The organism is Paenibacillus sp. FSL H7-0735 (assembly GCF_038008505.1).
In the GTDB taxonomy this organism is placed as follows: domain Bacteria; phylum Bacillota; class Bacilli; order Paenibacillales; family Paenibacillaceae; genus Paenibacillus_AQ; species Paenibacillus_AQ odorifer.
Window position 1 is genome coordinate 3003414 of record NZ_JBBOZH010000001.1, and the last position, 18753, is coordinate 3022166.

15 protein-coding genes are annotated in these 18753 nt (G+C 45.3%); 9 read left to right on the forward strand and 6 right to left on the reverse strand.

Annotated features, from left to right (window positions below; genetic code table 11):
• Positions 1-108: 108 nt before the first annotated feature.
• The gene (locus NSS82_RS13465; RefSeq protein ID WP_036685972.1) at positions 109-1371 is read right to left on the reverse strand and encodes a DNA polymerase IV; all 1263 of its coding nucleotides are present in this window, start codon (positions 1369-1371) and stop codon (positions 109-111) included.
• 81 nt (positions 1372-1452) lie between these two features.
• Positions 1453-2055, reverse strand: coding sequence for a YitT family protein (locus NSS82_RS13470; RefSeq protein WP_036685975.1), 603 nt, complete (start codon positions 2053-2055; stop codon positions 1453-1455).
• A gap of 459 nt (positions 2056-2514) precedes the next feature.
• Here NSS82_RS13470 and NSS82_RS13475 point away from each other — a divergent pair, with 459 nt between their 5' ends.
• Entirely contained in the window at positions 2515-2766 is a 252-nt protein-coding gene (locus tag NSS82_RS13475) for a hypothetical protein (RefSeq protein ID WP_340960348.1), read from the forward strand.
• A gap of 891 nt (positions 2767-3657) precedes the next feature.
• Here NSS82_RS13475 and NSS82_RS13480 read toward each other — a convergent pair.
• Positions 3658-4524: a helix-turn-helix transcriptional regulator gene (locus NSS82_RS13480; RefSeq protein ID WP_036685980.1), complete on the reverse strand. Its 867-nt coding sequence runs from the start codon at positions 4522-4524 to the stop codon at positions 3658-3660.
• Positions 4525-4686: 162 nt separating this feature from the next.
• Here NSS82_RS13480 and NSS82_RS13485 point away from each other — a divergent pair, with 162 nt between their 5' ends.
• The 4 genes from NSS82_RS13485 (at position 4687) to NSS82_RS13500 (ending at position 8383) form a co-directional block, all read left to right on the forward strand.
• Complete coding sequence (locus NSS82_RS13485; protein WP_340960794.1) at positions 4687-6654, forward strand: glycoside hydrolase family 127 protein; 1968 nt, start codon at positions 4687-4689, stop codon at positions 6652-6654.
• Positions 6655-6818: 164 nt separating this feature from the next.
• Positions 6819-7316 (forward strand): HIT family protein, encoded by a 498-nt coding sequence (locus NSS82_RS13490; protein WP_076273751.1) that lies wholly within the window; start codon positions 6819-6821, stop codon positions 7314-7316.
• 18 nt (positions 7317-7334) lie between these two features.
• Positions 7335-7970, forward strand: a complete 636-nt coding sequence (locus NSS82_RS13495) for a pyridoxamine 5'-phosphate oxidase family protein (RefSeq protein WP_076100658.1) — start codon at positions 7335-7337, stop codon at positions 7968-7970.
• Between the two features lie 104 nt (positions 7971-8074).
• Positions 8075-8383 carry a hypothetical protein gene (locus tag NSS82_RS13500; RefSeq protein ID WP_076100657.1) on the forward strand — a complete coding sequence of 103 codons (309 nt, stop codon included), beginning with the start codon at positions 8075-8077 and terminating at the stop codon, positions 8381-8383.
• A gap of 94 nt (positions 8384-8477) precedes the next feature.
• Here NSS82_RS13500 and NSS82_RS13505 read toward each other — a convergent pair whose 3' ends face one another.
• Positions 8478-10913, reverse strand: coding sequence for a GH36-type glycosyl hydrolase domain-containing protein (locus NSS82_RS13505; RefSeq protein WP_036685988.1), 2436 nt, complete (start codon positions 10911-10913; stop codon positions 8478-8480).
• 176 nt (positions 10914-11089) lie between these two features.
• Positions 11090-12145, reverse strand: a complete 1056-nt coding sequence (locus tag NSS82_RS13510) for a LacI family DNA-binding transcriptional regulator (protein ID WP_076220152.1) — start codon at positions 12143-12145, stop codon at positions 11090-11092.
• Between the two features lie 288 nt (positions 12146-12433).
• On the opposite strand from NSS82_RS13510, the gene NSS82_RS13515 reads away from it, so the two are divergent.
• Complete coding sequence (locus NSS82_RS13515) at positions 12434-13456, forward strand: ABC transporter substrate-binding protein (protein ID WP_036685992.1); 1023 nt, start codon at positions 12434-12436, stop codon at positions 13454-13456.
• 121 nt (positions 13457-13577) lie between these two features.
• Positions 13578-15173, forward strand: a complete 1596-nt coding sequence (locus NSS82_RS13520; RefSeq protein WP_076273749.1) for a helix-turn-helix domain-containing protein — start codon at positions 13578-13580, stop codon at positions 15171-15173.
• A 1-nt stretch (position 15174) separates the two neighbouring features.
• Here the strand turns inward: NSS82_RS13520 and NSS82_RS13525 are convergent, their stop codons facing one another.
• Entirely contained in the window at positions 15175-15366 is a 192-nt protein-coding gene (locus NSS82_RS13525) for a DUF6199 family natural product biosynthesis protein (RefSeq protein WP_036685995.1), read from the reverse strand.
• Between the two features lie 317 nt (positions 15367-15683).
• Between NSS82_RS13525 and NSS82_RS13530 the strand changes: the two genes are divergently transcribed.
• Entirely contained in the window at positions 15684-16580 is an 897-nt protein-coding gene (locus NSS82_RS13530; protein ID WP_038570168.1) for an SDR family oxidoreductase, read from the forward strand.
• 523 nt (positions 16581-17103) lie between these two features.
• Positions 17104-18662, forward strand: a protein-coding gene (locus tag NSS82_RS13535) for an IS3 family transposase (RefSeq protein WP_094903917.1) whose coding sequence is annotated in 2 segments (ribosomal slippage) — positions 17104-17737 and positions 17737-18662 — 1560 coding nt in all. Because the reading frame shifts where the segments join, the coding sequence is not laid out codon by codon here.
• The last annotated feature ends 91 nt before the right edge of the window (positions 18663-18753 follow it).

The window sequence follows — 18753 nt, forward strand, 5'->3', positions numbered from 1 at the left end:
TGATTGTCGCTTCATTGTGTGAAAATAACAACCTCAATATAGCATTATAAACGATATGGGATATATTTTAATATAGTTTAAGAAATAAAATGTATAAAGATGCACTGTTTATTTATAGTGCCCGCCAATTTTTCCGGATCTGTCCTTAAGTTGTCCGGCATCTGTGAACGATGCGGCGCGTCCAATGATCGATTCTCCGTATTTATTCTTCAGCGCATCAGTGGCCCGTTCGAGCTCGCGGTAGCGGGGGCGCGACTCAAATAAGGTTAGCTGATATTGGCTTTCGTCAGACAGATTGGACAGGCTTAGATGAATTCGGCGCACAGGCTGACCTTCCCAATGCTGTTTGAAAAGAGCGAGGGCGGCCTCGTATACCAGCTGGGTTGCATTCGTAGGATCGCTCATCGTAGTCTGCCTCGAGAAGCCGCTGGGGTCATCAAAGCTGGCGCCTTGGCAGCCAACAGACACGACTGCACCATGCACCTTTAGTTTGCGGCTGCGCCTGCACACCAGCTCTGAGAGCTCCAGAATGATGGTCTTGATCTCTTGCAGTGTATAGTAATCCCGTGGCAGTGTCATTTGGTGCCCGACGCTCTTGGGTGCTACTTCATAGGTAGCGGGACTTACAGGGCTATCGTCGATGCCATTGGCAATTCGCCAATACAGCTCGGCATCGATATCGCATTTTTTATGGAATTTCTCCCGCATGCGCCATTTCAGCTCGCTTAGCGGCATCTGTGCCAAATGGCCTATCGTTGTGAGGCCCATGCTTTGGAAGTGCGCGGACATGCGGCGGCCTACCATAAACAACTCACTAATGGGCAGCGGCCAAAGTACATCTGGAAGCTCTTCCTGAGTGAGAGTAAATAGACCTTCCGGGTTCTTCTTGGCCCACAGGTCGCAAGCCATTTTGGCGGTAACCTTGGAATAACCTATACCGATACGTGCGCGCACACCTGTATTTCTGCGGATTAAGTCCTGAATGGTCGCAGCGATCTGTCTTGGGCTTCCGAATAAGCTGAGGCTGCCGGTGATATCAATAAACTGCTCATCGATGGAATAAGGTTCTACGAGGTCACTGAATTTGCGTAGAATGTCCGTGATTTGGGAGGAAACATCGATATATTGCTGCATATGCGGTCTGACGACGATTACTTCGGGGCATTTCGCGAGTGCTTCCTTCAAGGTCTCGGCGGTAGTAATGCCAAAAGATTTGGCTAACGGACAAGCGGCAAGCACAATCCCGCTTCGTCTAGCTGGATCTCCGGCGACAATAAGCGGTTTGTTGCTGTATTGCGGATTAGAGGCCTTCTCCACGGAGGCGTAAAAGCTCTGACAATCGGATAACAAAATAACACGCTCTTTATTCATAGATTCACACTCTCCAGGTGAGGTAGAGATACGGTAGATGATTTTCTTATTATTATAATACGAACATATGATCGTGTATATTCATATTTTTTTCCATTTCTCTTCAGTCTCCAAGGTGCAGAGACCTGTGGCCACACCCCCAGCGATAATCGTGAGGATGGAGTGGAAGAAGGTTTCTTTAGAAATTAGGAGTCCTCCCGCGCCGATAATTATGAAATCCGTCAAAAAAATGATGAGTCCAAGATTAAGCGGGAGATACCTTTTGATATATTGAGCCAGCAGATCCGTTCCGCCTGTACTGGCTTTGAACCGCAGCATAAGCCCAAGACCCGTTCCCATTAAAAAACCGCCAATAATGGCGCTGGAAATGGAGCCGAACTCAAAATAATACAGAAAGTGGTACTGCAAAGGACCGAGAAGCTCAATGAGAAACGATGAGGTCAATAAGCCTAATATACTGTTGAAAAAGATATCGCGTTCCTTCAGCCAGGCTAACAGGAATATCGGAAAGCTGCAGAGAAGGACAGCTATACCGATTTTGGCATCGGATAAATAATTGATGATGAGGGCTATTCCTATTATTCCCCCATCTAGGATTTTATATGGGACTAGAAAAAAATTAGTTGCTGCTGCAATAAGCAAACTTCCGATCAGGATGATCGCGTATCTTAATAATGACTGCATATTTAACATCTCCACATTAAAGGCATGTCTTATAAATATGCTTGTCACTTCCAAAAAATTGCAGTGAAGCAAAAAAACTGATTTCGGGCCTAATCATGCGGACCCAGCAGACCCTATTAGGCAGATATAAGGCATTTTTTCGAGCTAACGGACCCAGTTGCAGCTATTCCCTCAAATATGGTCCGATTGCGGGCAAATTATGGGCAATAAGAGCTATACAGTCCGAAACTGCCGCAAAATGGGCCGAAAATCACAAATAGGTGCAATACGGTCCGATACGATCAAGATCGAGCAAAGGTAGCTGATTTCGAGACGTAGACAGCTAGGTTATGCAACAGGTAACAAATTCTGCGCACGGAGTAGCTAGGTTAAGCCATAGGTAACTAATTCCGCACGGAGTAGATAGGTTGAGCCCTAGACAGCTAGTTTAAGCACTGGGCAGCACGTTTAGGAGCAAATTTGGCAGGCGGCGTTCTTTTCAGCAACTGTTCGGACTCAGTTGCTCTTATTTCCATGATTCCGCTCATTTTGTCACACTATCGGACTCGGTTGCAGCTATTCGCTCAAATGCGCTCCTTCTCTGCGCAAATCAAGGGCAATAAGAACTATACAGTCCGAAACTGCCGCAAAATGGGCCGAAAATCACAAATAGGTGCAATAGGGTCCGATACGATCAAGATCGAGCAAAAGGTAGCTGATTTCGAGACGTAGACAGCTAGGTTATGCAACAGGTAACAAATTCTGCGCACGGAGTAGCTAGGTTAAGCCATAGGTAGCTAATTCCGCACGGTGTAGATAGGTTGAGCTATAGGTAGATAATTCCGCACAGTGTAGCTAGGTTGAGCTCCAGACAGCTAGTTTAAACAATGGGTAGCACGTTTAGGATCAAATGCGGCAGGCAGTGTTCTTTTTAGCAACTGTTCGGACTCAGTTGCGCTTATTTCCATGATTTCGCTCGTTTTGTCACACTATCGGAATCAGTTGCAGCTATTCCTACAAATGTGGTCCAAATGCGGGCAAATTATGGGCAATAAGAGCTATACAGTCCGAAACTGCCGCAAAATAGGCGGAAAATCAAAAATAGGTGCAATCCGGTCCGCAACGGGGAATGCTATGAATGATTAAGCAGACGCGTCTCCGGGGGATACAGAGAGTAGTGTGGTGGCTATACGGTGAGTTACTTGCTGATAAGCTTTGGAGGGTCGAGCCGCATAATCAGCGTTGATCTATGGTAAGTATGAGTGCGCCGCGCCTAGGAAGGTAAACTGGTAAAATTATTGCAAGAAGAAAGAAGAAAGAAGCAAGAAGCAAGAAGCAAGAAGCAAGAAGTAAGAAGTAAGAAGTAAGAAGTAAGAGCAGCAGAAGGATTTAGGACGGATCACGGGTACACAATAAATGTGCCAATCGGAGTACTGCTCCATCACAATAGTTACCTAGGTTTCTCCGAGCTAGAGGAGCATCTCGCGTCCAATTAATCCAAAGCTGATCACGTAAGCCAGCAGCACAGAAGAAAGCCAGCAGCACACAAGAAAGCTACAGCAGCGCATCGCATTAACAACGAAAACAGCACGCCTCCAATTATGAGACGTGCTGTTTTTGCTGTTATCGGGAATACCGCTTGCGGAAGCGAAGCGGAGAGATTCCGATCTGCTGAGTAAAGCGACGAGAGAAGTAGGCGGTGCTCTCGAAACCAATACGTTCTGCGATCGCAGCTATAGGCATCTCTGTTTTAAGCAGAAGCAGCTTGGCCTGTTCCAAACGGTAATCCGTTAAATACTCCATCGGAGTCAGTCCATATACGCGTTTCATGCAGCGGGCAAGGTAGTTATAATGAAAATGCAGCGCATCCGCCAGAGAGGCATTGGAGAGAGGCTCCGCATAATGATTGCGGATATAAGTCTCTGTCTTCTCGGCAATCTCTACCGCATGACTTTCTGAAGTATCATGCTGCGCTAGATCCATCATCCGCAGCATTTCTTCAAAAATCCTTTGCTGCTCCCAAACTGCACTGGAACGTCTTCCAGTGGACAGCTGTAAAAGCTTCTCAGCTTGTCCACTCCGTTTAAAGGGATCAGGAAGGGGACCAAACTGCGGGATGCGAATGGTATATGGATGAGTAAGAAACTGCCGGAAATGTGTCTCTCGGTTGATATACACAGGCTCGCCTTCAGAGCTTGACCAATCTGCGAGGGTATGAAAATGAATCCAAATAAACGAAGTCAGCTCCTCGCAAGACTTAACGGAATAATGATAGCGGTCAGGCAGCAGAAGCAGCGTATGCCCAGCCGCAACCTCCCATTGATTATGCTCTTCACCGATAAATAGGCAACCTTGCTCTACAATAATCAGATCAAATAAGCCGATATGGCTTCTATTTGGATGCTGCTCTCCGGGTTGATAAACAGTGTGATTGCATTCCAGAAAATATGGAAAAGGCGGCGCTGCGAAATGTACATAGGAAGGACTCACTGTGTTCTACCTCTCTTTTTATCGTAGTCCGAGCTCAAATTGTCCTTGGAAATAGGAGTGTGAAATAGTACAAAAAAGGGGTTGCTTCTGATTATATTTTTTATCTATTGTACGCTCTATAATTGTAATTAGCGAGTATAAAATAAGGCTAAGGGGAAGATGATGATGAATAAAACGATCCAGGATCAGCAAGTTGTAAAAGATCAATCCGTTAGCATTAAAGATGATTTCTGGGGAAGTTATATAAAGCTGGTACAGGATGTTGTAATCCCGTATCAATATGAGGCATTGCACGACAAAGCAGCGGGAGCTGAGCCCAGTCATGCCATTGCTAACTTTGAGATTGCTGCGGGCCGGAAGAGCGGCGAATTTTACGGCTGGGTTTTTCAAGACAGTGATGTAGCCAAGTGGCTGGAGGCCGTAGGTTATTCCTTAAGCATCAAACGTGATCCCGAGCTGGAGCGTCAAGCGGATGAAGTGATTGACCTCGTTGGAGAAGCGCAGCAGGAAGACGGGTACTTAAATACTTATTTTACGATAAAAGAACCCGGCAAACGCTGGACTAATCTGAACGATTGCCACGAGCTGTACTGTGCTGGGCATTTCATTGAAGCCGCCGTTTCTTACTATGAAGCTACAGGCAAAAGAAAACTGCTCGACATCATGTGCCGAATGGTTGATCATATCGATTCTGTGTTTGGTCCGGAAGAAGGAAAAATGCGGGGATATGATGGTCATCAGGAGATTGAGCTTGCGCTCGTTAAGTTGTATCGGCTCACAGGTGAGGAGCGGTATTTGAAGCTCAGCAGCTTTTTTATTAATGAGCGAGGTCAACAGCCGAATTTCTTAAAGCAACAATGGGATAATCTGGGGAGTATCAATTTTTTCACAGGTCAGAAGGAGAATTTAGATTTAAAATATTACCAAAGTCATCTTCCGGTAAGAGAACAGGAAGTGGCTGTAGGACACGCTGTGCGTGCGGTTTATATGTATACTGCTATGGCTGATCTAGCCGCACTTACGGGAGATGATACCCTTCGCGAAGCATGCAAGAGACTGTGGAATAACATCACTACTAAGCAAATGTACATTACTGGCGGGATCGGATCTACGCATCGGGGTGAGGCTTTCACCTTCGATTATGATCTGCCTAACGATTCGGTGTACGCAGAGACTTGTGCATCTATTGGGTTGATCTTTTTTGCACAACGGATGCTGAGAATATCGCCGGATGCACGTTATGCCGATGTCATGGAGCGGGCGCTTTATAACAATGTGTTGGGTTCGATGGCACAGGATGGTAAGCACTATTTTTATGTAAATCCACTGGAAGTATGGCCTAAGGCATGTAGCTGCAACCCAGATAAACATCATGTGAAGTCCGAGCGTCAAGGCTGGTTTGGCTGCGCTTGCTGTCCTCCGAATGTGGCGCGTCTGCTGACTTCGCTTAATCAATATATCTATACGATCCATGGTGATACGCTCTATACGAATTTGTATATTGGCAGTGAGCTGACAACAAAGCTGGGTGGAACAGATGTTGCAATTCAGCAAGAGAGTAACTATCCATGGGAAGGTACAGTCTCGTTGAAGATTAATCCTGCAGCGGAAGCAGAGTTTGGGATTGCCTTGCGGATTCCATCTTGGAGCCAAGGTATGGAGATCAGAGTCAACGGTGAAGTAATGAATACTGCTGAGAACATCGAGCAGGGATACCTCGTTATCCGGAGACTGTGGAGAGCAGGAGATGTAATCGAAGTGCATGACCCTATGGAGACACATCGTATCTACGCACATCCGAATTTGCGTGCAGATGCTCAAAAAGTAACGATTCAGCGTGGACCTCTTGTGTATTGCCTTGAAAGTATAGATAATGGTGAGCCTTTAAGCTCAATTTCTTTAAAAGAAGGCAGTGAACTTACTGCGGCTTTTGATGAGACATTGCTCGGCGGCGCTGTTGTTGTCGAGGCAGAGGGGCTGCGTGTAGATAAAGCGGGCTGGAGTGGTGGACTTTACAGTAGAGTAAAAGCACCAGTTCAAACCGTTCAGGTTAAGGCGATTCCATATTACTTATGGGGAAATCGCGGCAGTGGTGAAATGAAGGTATGGATTCCGGAAGCCAGCGTTTAAGTTATAGGTAGACTTAGATCTCGGAGATGACTTTGTTTTATCAGCATTTTACCAATGGGGACAGCTGTAATTTACAGTCTGTCCTTTTCTTTTTGCAAAAAGGAGAACACAGGCGAAATGGCGAAATTAGAAGAAACATAGAAATATTCTTAAATCCTATAACAGTGGAGGCGGGCTATATTTATAATCATGCTCCAGAGGGTTATACTTGTCCCTTTTGTTTGTTGGTTTCGGGCATTGAAAATGAACATGTGCGTTCTAAGCAAGCGGATATTATTTATAAAGATCATTACATAACGGCTTTTATTGCTTCTCATTGGTATCCGAATAATGAAGGGCATGTTCTAATCATCCCTAATCAGCATATCGAGAATATTTACACATTGGATGTTGAGATCTCAAACCGGATACATGAGCTGGAAATTGAAATTGCTAAAGGTCTTAAAGAAGTTTATAAATGTGATGGCGTTTCTTCTAGACAACATAATGAGCCGGATGGCAGCCAAGATGTATGGCATTATCATTTACATGTGTTTCCAAGATATCATGCGGATAATCTGTATGGCACTTATGGGAAGTTATCGGATGAGACAGCAAGGAAAAATTTCGCCCAATTATTAAGCGGATATTTGAGCAAAAATAAGAACATTGGGGCTTATTAAGTTGAGAGGGGGAGAAGTATGAAGCCAAACTTTTTCGAAAAAGTTATAGAGTCAGAAGAAGAGTTAAGGTCTTTATTTGGGTACCCAAGCGAATTGGTTAACAACAAAACCATAACTTTTATAGATCATCATTGCCGTGATTATATCTCAAAATCCCCGATGCTTTTTATGGCTACAAGCGGTTCGTCCGGTGCTTGTGATGTCTCTCCGCGCGGGGACGCAGAAGGTTTTGTTCACGTGTTGGATGATAAACATTTAGTGATCCCTGAACGCCCTGGGAACAGACGGTTTGATTCTTTGCGGAATATACTTGAGAACCCAAAAGTCGGTTTGATATTCATCATTCCCGGACTTGAAGAAACATTAAGAATAAATGGGCACGCGAGTATAGTTAAGGATGAAGAAATATTGAAACCTATGGAAGCGCATGGTAAAGTCCCGGTCATTGGAATTGGCGTGGAAGTTGAAGAATGTTATATGCATTGTGCAAAAGCCTTTAAGCGGTCACATTTGTGGGATGACGATCATTGGCTTGCGAAAGAAGTATTGCCTAATCCATCAAAAATACTGGCGCAGCATGCCCGCAAACTTGGAGTTACTCCAGAGGATATCTCGAAATCACTAAAAGAAAGCTATGAAAAACGGCTATATTAACATTTTTGACTTAGAAATGGAATGGGATTTGCCCTTCATTGTATGCTATATTTGATCTGGATAAGGCAACTGATCATTTTACAGATAATAATGGAGGCATCACAATGAGTAAACGTTATCGGATGACAAGAGCAATGCAGAATGATGGAGATTCAGCAACAACCCTATCTTTAGAAGAGTGTAAGCAATATTTCGCATCCAAACCTGATTTCACCTATACATCAGTTTTTACAGTAACAGGTGCCACTACCATGTCCATTGAGGGAGATTTCTTTATGTGGAGCTATGGTGATACAACAATCCCATTTAGACATTATCAGGGTGATATTTATGTTTCTGGCGCCAATGAAGCCGTGATTCCTAGAATGCTTGAGGTTGCGAGTGATTTAAGAGCAGATATTGTGGAAGGGTAAAAAAAGATGACCCCTGAATCCTTCAGGGGTCATCTACTGTTAATTTTTGATCCGCTCAATCGTTCAAACGAACGGTTGAGCGGATTTTTTTGTATTAACCCAGTTCTACAACTACTTGGTGTACAGCACCGTCTCCAACAGGAGTGATGATGTTACCTTCTACAGCTGCGCCATCCAAGGTAAGACTAGCTACACCTTTGGATACATGGTTCGGGTTCTTGATTTGAATCACATAAGTATCTCCACGGAAGACACGGGTGATTTCAAAGCTGTCCCACTCTGTAGGAATACAAGGATCGATCTTCAGACCATTGAAGTCCGCTTGAATACCAAGGATAGATTGTGTAATCGCTACATAGTTCCAAGCAGCAGTACCAGTCAACCAGGAGTTTTTAGCTTCCCCGTGGCGAACGGCATCTTTACCTGCGATCATTTGCGAGTATACATAAGGTTCAGTACGGTGAATTTCGCTGATGTCCTCCAAGTAAGCAGGAGCAATTTTAGCGTAAATTTCAAACGCTCTGTCACCATGTCCAAGTACTGTTTCAGCGATCATGATCCAAGGGTTATTGTGGCAGAAAATACCAGCATTTTCTTTGTAGCCCGGAGGGTACGTAGAAATTTCACCCAGGTTCAGATAGTACTTGGAATATGGTGGCTGTTGCAATACGATACCGTATTTAGTATCCAAATGCTCTTGCACGGAAGTCAGAGCTTTTTCAGCTTGACCATCTTCCACACCGATACCGGCCATAACACAGATACCTTGTGGTTCGATGAAGATTTTACCTTCTTCGTTTTCTTTGGAACCGATCTTGTCGCCATAGTGGTCATAAGCGCGCAGGAACCAGTCACCATCGAAACCGTGAGTCAGTGTGATTTCACGCATGTTGTCAATCTTAGCTTCTGCATCCGTAGCTACATCATTAAGTCCGCGCATCCGGCAGATTTCTGCATAGTCCGGTCCAACGAAGACGAACAGACCCGCGATAAATACGGATTCCGCTACGCGGCCTTCGATGTTGGCAGTAGTTTGGAAAGATTCGCCCGGCTCTGTAGAGAAGCAGTTCAGGTTCAAGCAGTCATTCCAGTCTGCACGGCCGATCAGCGGCAAGCCGTGAGGTCCGAGATTGTTAGTTACATGCTCGAAGGAGCGTTTCAAGTGCTCAAACAGAGTAGCTGTGTTATCCGGATTGCTGTCAAAAGGAACCTGCTCATCAAGAATCGATGTGTCGCCAGTTTCTTTGATGTAAGCAGCTGTGCCAAGGATCAACCAAAGCGGGTCATCATTAAAGCCGGTACCGACTTCATTGTTACCTTTTTTGGTGAGCGGCTGGTATTGGTGATAGGCACTGCCGTCTTCAAATTGTGTAGCGGCGATATCGAGAATACGTTCTTTAGCACGTTCAGGAATTTGGTGCACAAATCCGAGCAAGTCTTGGTTAGAATCCCGGAAGCCCATACCACGGCCAATACCGGATTCAAAGTAAGAAGCGGAGCGGGACATGTTGAAGGTAACCATACATTGATATGGATTCCAGATGTTAACCATACGGTTCAACTTGTCGTCGCCACTTTGGATTTGATATTTGGACAACAGGTTATCCCAGTGTGCAGCCAGTGCAGCCAAAGCGGCGTCCACTTGAGCGTCTGTAGCAAATTGCTCGATCATAGCCTCTGCTGGTTTTTTGTTGATTACGTTCAGAGATTCCCATTTGTCTTCTTCCGGGTTTTCAATGTAACCAAGGACAAAGATGAAGCTTTGCTCTTCGCCTGGCTCCAGAGTAATGTTCAGGGCGTGCGATCCGATAGGGGACCAGCCGCTCGCTACGGAGTTAGTTGGTTCACCTGCAGCAACAGCTTGTGGGCTTTCCAGACCATTGTACATCCCTACGAAAGCTTCGCGGTCAGTATCAAAGCCGGCGATTTCTTTGTTAACAGAGTAGAAAGCGTAGTGGTTTCTGCGCTCACGGTATTCTGTTTTGTGATAGATAACGGAACCCTTCACTTCAACCTCACCAGTGCTGAGATTGCGTTGGAAGTTAGTCATATCATCTTGTGCATTCCAAAGACAGAATTCTGCAAAAGAGAATAGCTTAACGGATTTCTTCGCGGAACCCGTGTTTTTCACTACAAGACGATGTACCTCAGCATTATGACCCATAGGTACAAAAGCAAGCTGGTTTACAGAGATGCCGTTGCGTTCACCAGTAATGGAAGTGTAGCCAAGACCGTGACGGCATTCGTAGAAGTCCAGATCACGTTTTACTGGCATCCAGCCTGGAGTCCAGAAATCACCATCATCATAAAGATAGTAGTAACGGCCGCCAGCATCCATTGGGATATTGTTGTAACGGTAACGGGTCAATCTTCTGAGACGAGCGTCTCTATAGAAGGTATAGCCACCAGCAGTATTAGAAATAAGTCCGAAAAATTGTTCATTACCAAGGTAGTTAATCCAAGGGTAAGGTGTTTTTGGTGTGTTAATTACATACTCTTTACGAGTGTCGTCAAAGGTACCGAATTTCATGTGAGAAAGTCTCCTTTCGATTGTGAACGCGCGTTTATAAGTTTCAGGAAAAATTCCCTCGAGGGAAGGGATTCTTTCCGTTGTTTCTAAAAGATAGTATTAGGCAGTGATTTCGAGAACCAATGATAGCAGCTTCACAGAAAAATATATATTCTTCAGTGAATGATGAATCTGTGCTACTTCTTCGGCGGTTGACAGGAATCTCTCTCCACTAAACGAGCTGGAAAGCTGATCGTGCTGAAAGTCGGCTGCTGCGAATCACACAGCTCGATTACTTTTTCCACTGCAGCCTTGGACATTTCATAAATCGGCAAGCGTACAGAGGTCAGCTTAGGCTGAATACGGGATGCCAGCTGAATGTCATCAAAACCAGCAATGGAGATATCCTCAGGGACAATGATTCCGTGTTCGGAGAACGCTTCCATCGCTGAAATAGCCATGTCATCGTTGGAAGAGAAGAAGGCAGTCGGCAAAGGTTCATCAGAAGCAAGCAGCTTCTTGACCTCTTCATAAGCCGTCTCTTTCAGAAAATCACCCTTTAGGATAAACTTCTCATTCATAGGCAGACCATGTTTTTTTAGCGTATCCTCATAGGCCGTGTAGCGTTCTCGACCAGAGTACGTATTCATTTGCCCGCAGATGATGCCGATCTCTTGATGGCCTAGGGAGATTAAATGTTCAATCACTTCTGTGGTGCCCTCGTAATCTTTGGAGTTCACAATGGCCAAATGATTGCGGTCAAGATGCTCCGACATAATCTCTGAGATATCATAATCAATCAGTACTAGCGGAGAATCGAGTCCCACCATTTCGCGGACGATATTAATATCCTTCTGAGTGCCGACAATTATACCACCGTCAATCCGTTTTTGCAGAAAAGCTTGTTTTACCTTCAGAAAATCGTCCGGAGAGTATACCGTATGAATCAGAACGTAACATCCGCGGGCATTCGACGTGTCGACTACGGCATCGACGAATGGTGCAAAGTAATTGTTCTGATAAATTCGGGTAGTGTTCTCTTTCTCGTTCATACTGATGGCGAACAATCCGATGGTATCGGTTTTCTTACCGGCCAGAGCCCGTGCAAAGCTGTTCGGTTCGTACTGATGTTGCTCAATCACCCGCAGCACTTTAGCCCGGGTTTCTTCAGGAACATTGGAATAGTTGTTGATCACGCGGGATACCGTACTTCGGGAAACCCCGGCCAACTTAGCAATATCTTCGCTGCGCATGTTTCCCCTCTTTTCATAAACGCGCGTTTATGAGTTTATTGTAAGCGAAAGCATCGTATAAATCAATCGTAAAAAAAGAAATTTTGCGATCAAGTTAATAAAGGGTGACCTATTTTAAATAGAAGAAGAATCCTACCAAATAATGATAGAGCAGAATAACTAGAAATAGTTTGTATAAGTTTTTTGCGGAGAAAGTGCATTGAAAGCTATGAAAGTCATGCTACTATTGTGATAAAGGTTATTGAGAATGATAATCAATGACAATAAAGCATAGGAGTGAAGGGATCAATGGCAAGATGGGGTCAGAAGTTTTTGTGGGCAGCGGTACTTATAATGGCAATCACCGCGCTGGCAGCATGCGGAACGAATAACAATACTGCGAAAGAAAACGTTGCTAAGACAGAGAATGCAGAGGAATCTACCTCAGCGAGCACTAGCGCACCAACTGAAGGAAGTGGAAATGCCGCAGAAGAGGGTGCAACCCGGACGATTGCCGGGGAATTCGGGGATGTTGAAATTCCAGTTAAACCGCAACGGGTAGCCGGGATCTATGTAGAAGATTATTTGAAGGCATTGGGCATTACCCCGGTGGTTCAGTGGTATCATCCAAGCTGGGGCAAACAGGATTATTTAAATCTGGATGTGCCAGAATTCGATATCACGGGTAGCGTGGAGGCATTATTGGAAAAAGACCCCGATTTGATTATTGTGGACGGAGGCGCTGATGCGGCGAGGTATGAACTATATTCCAAGATAGCACCAACTTATCGTCTACCTGAGTCGGTGTTGCAAGACTCAAGACAAATGCTTACAGCTATTGCAGATGCCCTTGGTATTCCGGAGAAGGCGGAATCCGTCCTTGCAGCGTATGATCAGAAGGTGGCAGAGGGGAAAGCTAAGCTGCAACAGGCCCTGGGTCAGGAAAAAGTAGCGGTGATCCGGCTTAACGTAGCGGATAAAACCTTTGCTCTATTCGGTGTTAAAAACCGCTATACCGGTGTGATTTATGATCAATTTGGGCTGACACCCGTGCCTATGGCGGCAGAAATGACCGAATATCAATCTGTTATTTCTGAAGAGCTTATTCCTCAGCTCGACGCGGATCATATTATTGTGTTCCCTGATAATGGGGGCTGGGATACTGAAGGGAATCAGGAAGCGATTCAAATACTTGAGGGTCCATTGTGGAAGAGTCTGCCTGCGGTGAAGAACGGGAATGTCTATAGAATGGAACGTTCCCACTGGCAGTCCGGTGCCATCACAGCCAATTCGATGAAGCTTGATGACTTGCTGAAAGCTATGGTGAAATAAAACGGTAGCCGTCGTAAGGAATAGCATAAAGAAGGTCTATCAGCATAGTTGATAGACCTTCTTTTTTATTCTAAACTATAGTAAAGTGAATGAAAATGGTTCTCAATTGGAGGGCGCTAGAATGGCAGAAGATTTACAAGACAGCAATAAAAAGAGGCTATTCTATAGCTTGATTAACATAGAAGCCCAATCCTTATCGGTGAACGGACAGACCTTAGTGTTTCAAGATCATACCCTGATCATTGTATCGGAAGGACAGGGATGGTTAGAAGCCGAGGAGAAGCGTTTTCCCCTGGAAAAAGGTGTCGGGTTCTTGTTCGAACCGGGGCTTATAAGCAGAATCAATGCCGAGGAGCGAGGACTTAGCTTTTATAGGCTTACTTTTGAAGTAATCGAAACCGGGGGAAGTAAGCAGAGTGGAATGGAAAAGGGGACTAGAGAAGGAATTCTCCGGTCTGGTCCGCTAAGCTGCAGACCTTTTTCACAATGTGCACTACTGCTTGAGGCTATCTATCATAGTCGCAGAAGTACGGAAGAGATTGAATGGTTCGCAGGTCATACCCGCTTTCAAGAGTTACTGCTGCTGATCATGCGGGCAAATTCCTCTGTCATCCAGATGAAAGGAGCCCATGAGGCGGTGCAGCGTTCCATCCGCTATATGCAGGAACATTATAATCACGCCATAACCGTCGATCAATTGGCTGAAGTGGCAGGCGTTACACGTACACGCTACACACAGATTTTTAAAGAAGTGACAGGGCGGATTCCCTTAGAGCATTTGAACGGACTTCGTATTGAAAGGGCCCAGCAGCAGTTGCTGCTTACGAATGACCGTATGCATGATATCGCGTTATCCGTAGGATATAGCAATGAGTATTATTTTAACCGGCGTTTCAAAAGATCGGTGGGCGTTACGCCCGGCCAATACAGAAGCTTCCATCAGGAAGGGCTGCGGGTGTTCGCTCCTTTTCTGGAAGACTATCTGCTGGCTCTGGATATTACACCGGTGGCGCAATATTCTCACGCTCAGTGGGGGAAGCAGGAGTATCTGTCCCTCAACGATGTGCCTGCGGTTGATATTTCAACTGGCGATTGGCAGGAGCTCTCCCAGTACATGCCCGAACTGATCCTGCTGGATGATGGCTTTCAGCGTTGGCACCTGGATGAGTGCAGCCAAATTGCTCCGTTGTTCAAGCTGCCTTTTCATCAGGAGGATTGGCGTGCCACGTTATTTTCTGCAGCAGCCGTCTTTGGCAGAACGGACCGTGTCCAGGAAGTGATCGGCAATTATGAGCATCGGGCGCAGCAAGCCAAACGAGTGCTTAACCGTTCTGTCCAAGGGCAGACTGTAGCATGCTTAAGAATATCTTCCTACGGAATCAATCTCTATGGATGCGGGCAATTGGGTTATACAGGTAGCGTACTCCATCATGATTTAGGTTTGCAGCCCCATGAATTGGTTCCGAAGTTGACCCGTGGACAGAAGCGGGTGAGCCTAACAAGAGAAGAGCTTGCGAGCCTGACTGCAGATCATTTGTTCATTACCTTTGATCGGCAGGAAGGAGAAGGACGGGAACTGCTGGATACACCGCTTTGGCGCAGTCTGCCCGCTGTGCGTAGTCGCTGTGTATATGAGGTGGATTTTATGGCCTGGATGAATTACGGGGTATTGTCGCATCAGCGCAAGATTGAAGATGTGCTAAGAGCGTTAGGGTAAGTCAGAAACTAGTCCAGATAAAAACGAGGATAATAAGTGCCACTATACTGCTGAGGCGAGTCATTAATAAATAGGCATCACTGGGCTCTACATCGCCTTTCATCATCCAGCCATAGCGCATGTACCATCCCAAATGAGGAAAGAAGATATTAAGCAATGCTAACAGTACAAAGAGGAATATAAAAATGCCCATGATTTATCACTCCTTTATCTAATGTATACGCCAGACTATACGGAGCGTTCCCCAATTTATAAGTGAGTTTCCATATATTATTTAAGCATACGCACGCGGTACGAGTCAGTGCAAGGCAGGTCAGAGGAGATTTAAGCCTGAAAAATATTGTAAGGGATACCCTAGCCACCTTGACAGGTGGTTGGGGTATTTTTGTGGCACTATTCAAGGTTGTGTTATCGAAGGCGAATGTTTAGAGGCGTGCTTGTTGTGTTTACATAACAAAGAGTTCGGAAAATATAAAAATGTATTTCTAAAAATAAAGGAGGAATTGATCGATGTCTAACCAATATACGATGCAAGATCCTACCACTCAGTACACTAAGGCTGGACCGGAATTTCAGCAGCAACAAGAGGAGCCGGGTTTGCAGAAGAAAATGAATCCAGTACCTGATACAGGAGAAGATACCTATAAAGGAACCGGGCGCCTGACCGGACGTAAAGCGTTAGTTACGGGAGCGGACAGCGGTATAGGTCGTGCTGTTGCTATTGCTTTTGCTCGCGAGGGGGCAGATGTTGTTCTATCTTATATGCCTGAGGAAGAGGAAGATGCAAAGCAGGTGCTCAAGCTAGTGCAGGAAGCGGGTCGTACTGCAATCGCCATTCCAGGTGATCTGAAGGATGAGGCATACTGTGAACAACTCGTCGATACTACGGTTAAGGAGCTAGGTGGAATTGATATTTTAGCCAATATCGCGGGCAAACAGCAATTCGTCCCAGACATCGCTGATCTCACTACGAAGCATTTTGACGATACATTTAAGACGAACGTGTATGCCATGTTCTGGCTGTGCAAAGCTGCAGTGAAGCATATGCAACCGGGCAGCACCATTATTAACACTTCTTCTATTCAAGCTTATAATCCCTCGCCGATCCTTTTGGACTACGCGACTACCAAGGCGGCTATTAATACATTCAGTAAGTCTCTCGCTCAGCAAGTAGCTGATAAGGGAATTCGCGTCAATGTAGTGGCGCCAGGTCCTGTATGGACACCTCTTCAAGTTGTGGGTGGGCAACCGGAGGAAGTGCTGAAGGAGTTCGGTGCGAGCACACCACTAGGTCGTCCGGGACAGCCTGCGGAGATGGCTCCGGCATATGTATTCCTGGCTAGCCAGGAATCTAGCTATATCAGTGGCGAAACACTGAATGCGAACGGCGGAACACCAACTCCATAAACCGCTCAGCGGAATGTTGATATTGTAAATACGGCGAATCATTCAAAAGTATCCTGCTAATTTTAGTGCGGGGTGCTTTTGTTTTTATATATAGAAAGGAGTATTATCGAATTCGAGGCTTTTTCTCCCATTATTTTCATAGAATATGATCTATACTGATCAAGATTGTCGAATACATAGGTTTCCTGCGATTACCCAAGAAATAATTTGAACGGCTCTAAGTTTTAGGGGAGACCACAGAAAGAATTAGGAGATGTATGATGCGAAAAAAGAAACTAGCAATCCTCACAATTTGCTGTGTCTTATTCATGGCGTGTTTTCAATCGGGATCTGTCCTTGCGGATAAAGGAAACGGAACAGTAGTAGATAGTGGAACCAAGGAAAGGCTGATGGAGAAGTATGATCTTGTAGAGCCTGAACCCGCAAATCCAGCAGCGCATGGGAGTCAATACGTTTTGATATGCTCCCCATATAGTAGACAGGTGAAATAATAAAAACCTGTCGCTGTATGGGGAGCATTTTTATGGAACAAAAGAAGTATACAGCACTGGAAAAGTTAACGATTCTCCAAGAAATTGAACGGGGCGACATTGGTTTGAAAGCTGCGGCCCGGAAGTATGGAATATCCAAAAACTCTATAGTGAAGTGGCGGCAACGTTATCAATTGTATGGATACGAAGGGCTGGAAGTCCGAAGCTACAATCGTACGTATTCTGCAGAACTTAAACTCTATGCCGTTAAGGATTATCTCGAGGGAGGATTGTCGCAAAACCAAATCATCTGCAAGTATAAGATTGCAAGTGCAACCCAACTCGCCAACTGGATTAGGAAGTATAATGGTCATAGCAACAGCTTAACAGCTCATTCAGGAGGAACTAAAGCTATGACCAAAGGACGCGTAACCACTTGGCAGGAACGGATAAATATCGTGCTGTACTGCCTTTCGAACGGAGAAGACTATGCGAAGGCGGCAAGCCATTTTCACGTGTCTTACCAACAAGTATATAGCTGGGTAAAGAAGTACGAAGCAGGTGGTGAAGAGGCATTACGAGACGGTAGAGGACGCACCAAAGCGCCTGAAGAACTTACGGAAGCAGATCGCCACAAACTCGCGATGCAAAAGCTGGAATACGAGAATGCACGCCTGCGTGCGGAGAATGCTTTTCTAAAAAAGTTAGAGGAACTCGAAAAGAGGAGGCGTTAAGAACCATTCGCCAGGTGAATATCTACCTGGCCATTCAGGCTGTTCAGCAGGAACAGTCTTGCTCCATTCGGCTTTTGTGTGACATCGCAGGGATTTCACGGTCAAGTTATTACAAATGGTTGAATCGCAAACCCAGTTTTCGAGAGGCTGACAACGAGAAACTGACAGAGGCCATGCTCCTCTTGTATGAGAAGGTGGAACGAACCTTTGGGTATCGCCAATTGACCCTGCATTTGCGCAGACAAATGGATAAATCTATTAACGCAAAGCGAGTGTACCGGCTGATGAGATGCCAAGGTATCCAGTCAGTCATCCGCAGAAAGAGAAAGAAGTATGTAGGCTCCACGCCTCAGCAGGTTGCAGAGAATGTGCTGAACCGTAATTTTGAGGCTGAAGCTCCAAACCAAAAATGGGTAACGGATGTAACGGAATTCAAATACGGCAACGGCAAGAAGGCGTATTTAAGTGCAATAAAAGATCTGTATGACAAGTCCATTGTTGCTTACGTTCTGGGTCATTCCAATAATAATTCGCTAGTTTTTAACACACTGGAATTAGCTTTGCAGGCAGCACCGGAGAGCCGAACCTTACTCCATAGCGACCGTGGTTTCCAGTATACCTCTCTGCATTTTAAGAAGATGCTGGACGATGCAGAACTGAAGCAAAGCATGTCCCGAGTAGGCTGCTGCATTGACAATTCGCCGATGGAATCCTTCTGGGGAACATTGAAATGTGAGAAGTACTACTTACATACCTACCAGACCTTTGAAGAACTCCAAACAGATATTGATACCTACATTCACTTTTATAATAACGAACGGTTACAGGCAAAACTAAACGGCCTCAGTCCCATTGAATTTAGGACTAAGGCCGCTTAAACTACTTTTATTTTTTGTGCTGTCTACTTGACGGGGTGCAGTTCAATTTTGGAATTAGTAACCCTATTTCTTTATTGGTCAGCATCAGTAG

Excerpts from the sequence above, each read along its gene's own strand:
- NSS82_RS13465 (WP_036685972.1), bottom strand. The coding sequence starts at position 1,371 with ATGAATAAAGAGCGTGTTATTTTGTTATCCGATTGTCAGAGCTTTTAC.
- NSS82_RS13470 (WP_036685975.1), bottom strand. The coding sequence starts at position 2,055 with ATGCAGTCATTATTAAGATACGCGATCATCCTGATCGGAAGTTTGCTT.
- NSS82_RS13485 (WP_340960794.1), top strand. The coding sequence starts at position 4,687 with ATGATGAATAAAACGATCCAGGATCAGCAAGTTGTAAAAGATCAATCC.
- NSS82_RS13495 (WP_076100658.1), top strand. The coding sequence starts at position 7,335 with ATGAAGCCAAACTTTTTCGAAAAAGTTATAGAGTCAGAAGAAGAGTTA.
- NSS82_RS13500 (WP_076100657.1), top strand. The coding sequence starts at position 8,075 with ATGAGTAAACGTTATCGGATGACAAGAGCAATGCAGAATGATGGAGAT.
- NSS82_RS13505 (WP_036685988.1), bottom strand. The coding sequence starts at position 10,913 with ATGAAATTCGGTACCTTTGACGACACTCGTAAAGAGTATGTAATTAAC.
- NSS82_RS13510 (WP_076220152.1), bottom strand. The coding sequence starts at position 12,145 with ATGCGCAGCGAAGATATTGCTAAGTTGGCCGGGGTTTCCCGAAGTACG.
- NSS82_RS13515 (WP_036685992.1), top strand. The coding sequence starts at position 12,434 with ATGGCAAGATGGGGTCAGAAGTTTTTGTGGGCAGCGGTACTTATAATG.
- NSS82_RS13520 (WP_076273749.1), top strand. The coding sequence starts at position 13,578 with ATGGCAGAAGATTTACAAGACAGCAATAAAAAGAGGCTATTCTATAGC.
- NSS82_RS13525 (WP_036685995.1), bottom strand. The coding sequence starts at position 15,366 with ATGGGCATTTTTATATTCCTCTTTGTACTGTTAGCATTGCTTAATATC.
- NSS82_RS13530 (WP_038570168.1), top strand. The coding sequence starts at position 15,684 with ATGTCTAACCAATATACGATGCAAGATCCTACCACTCAGTACACTAAG.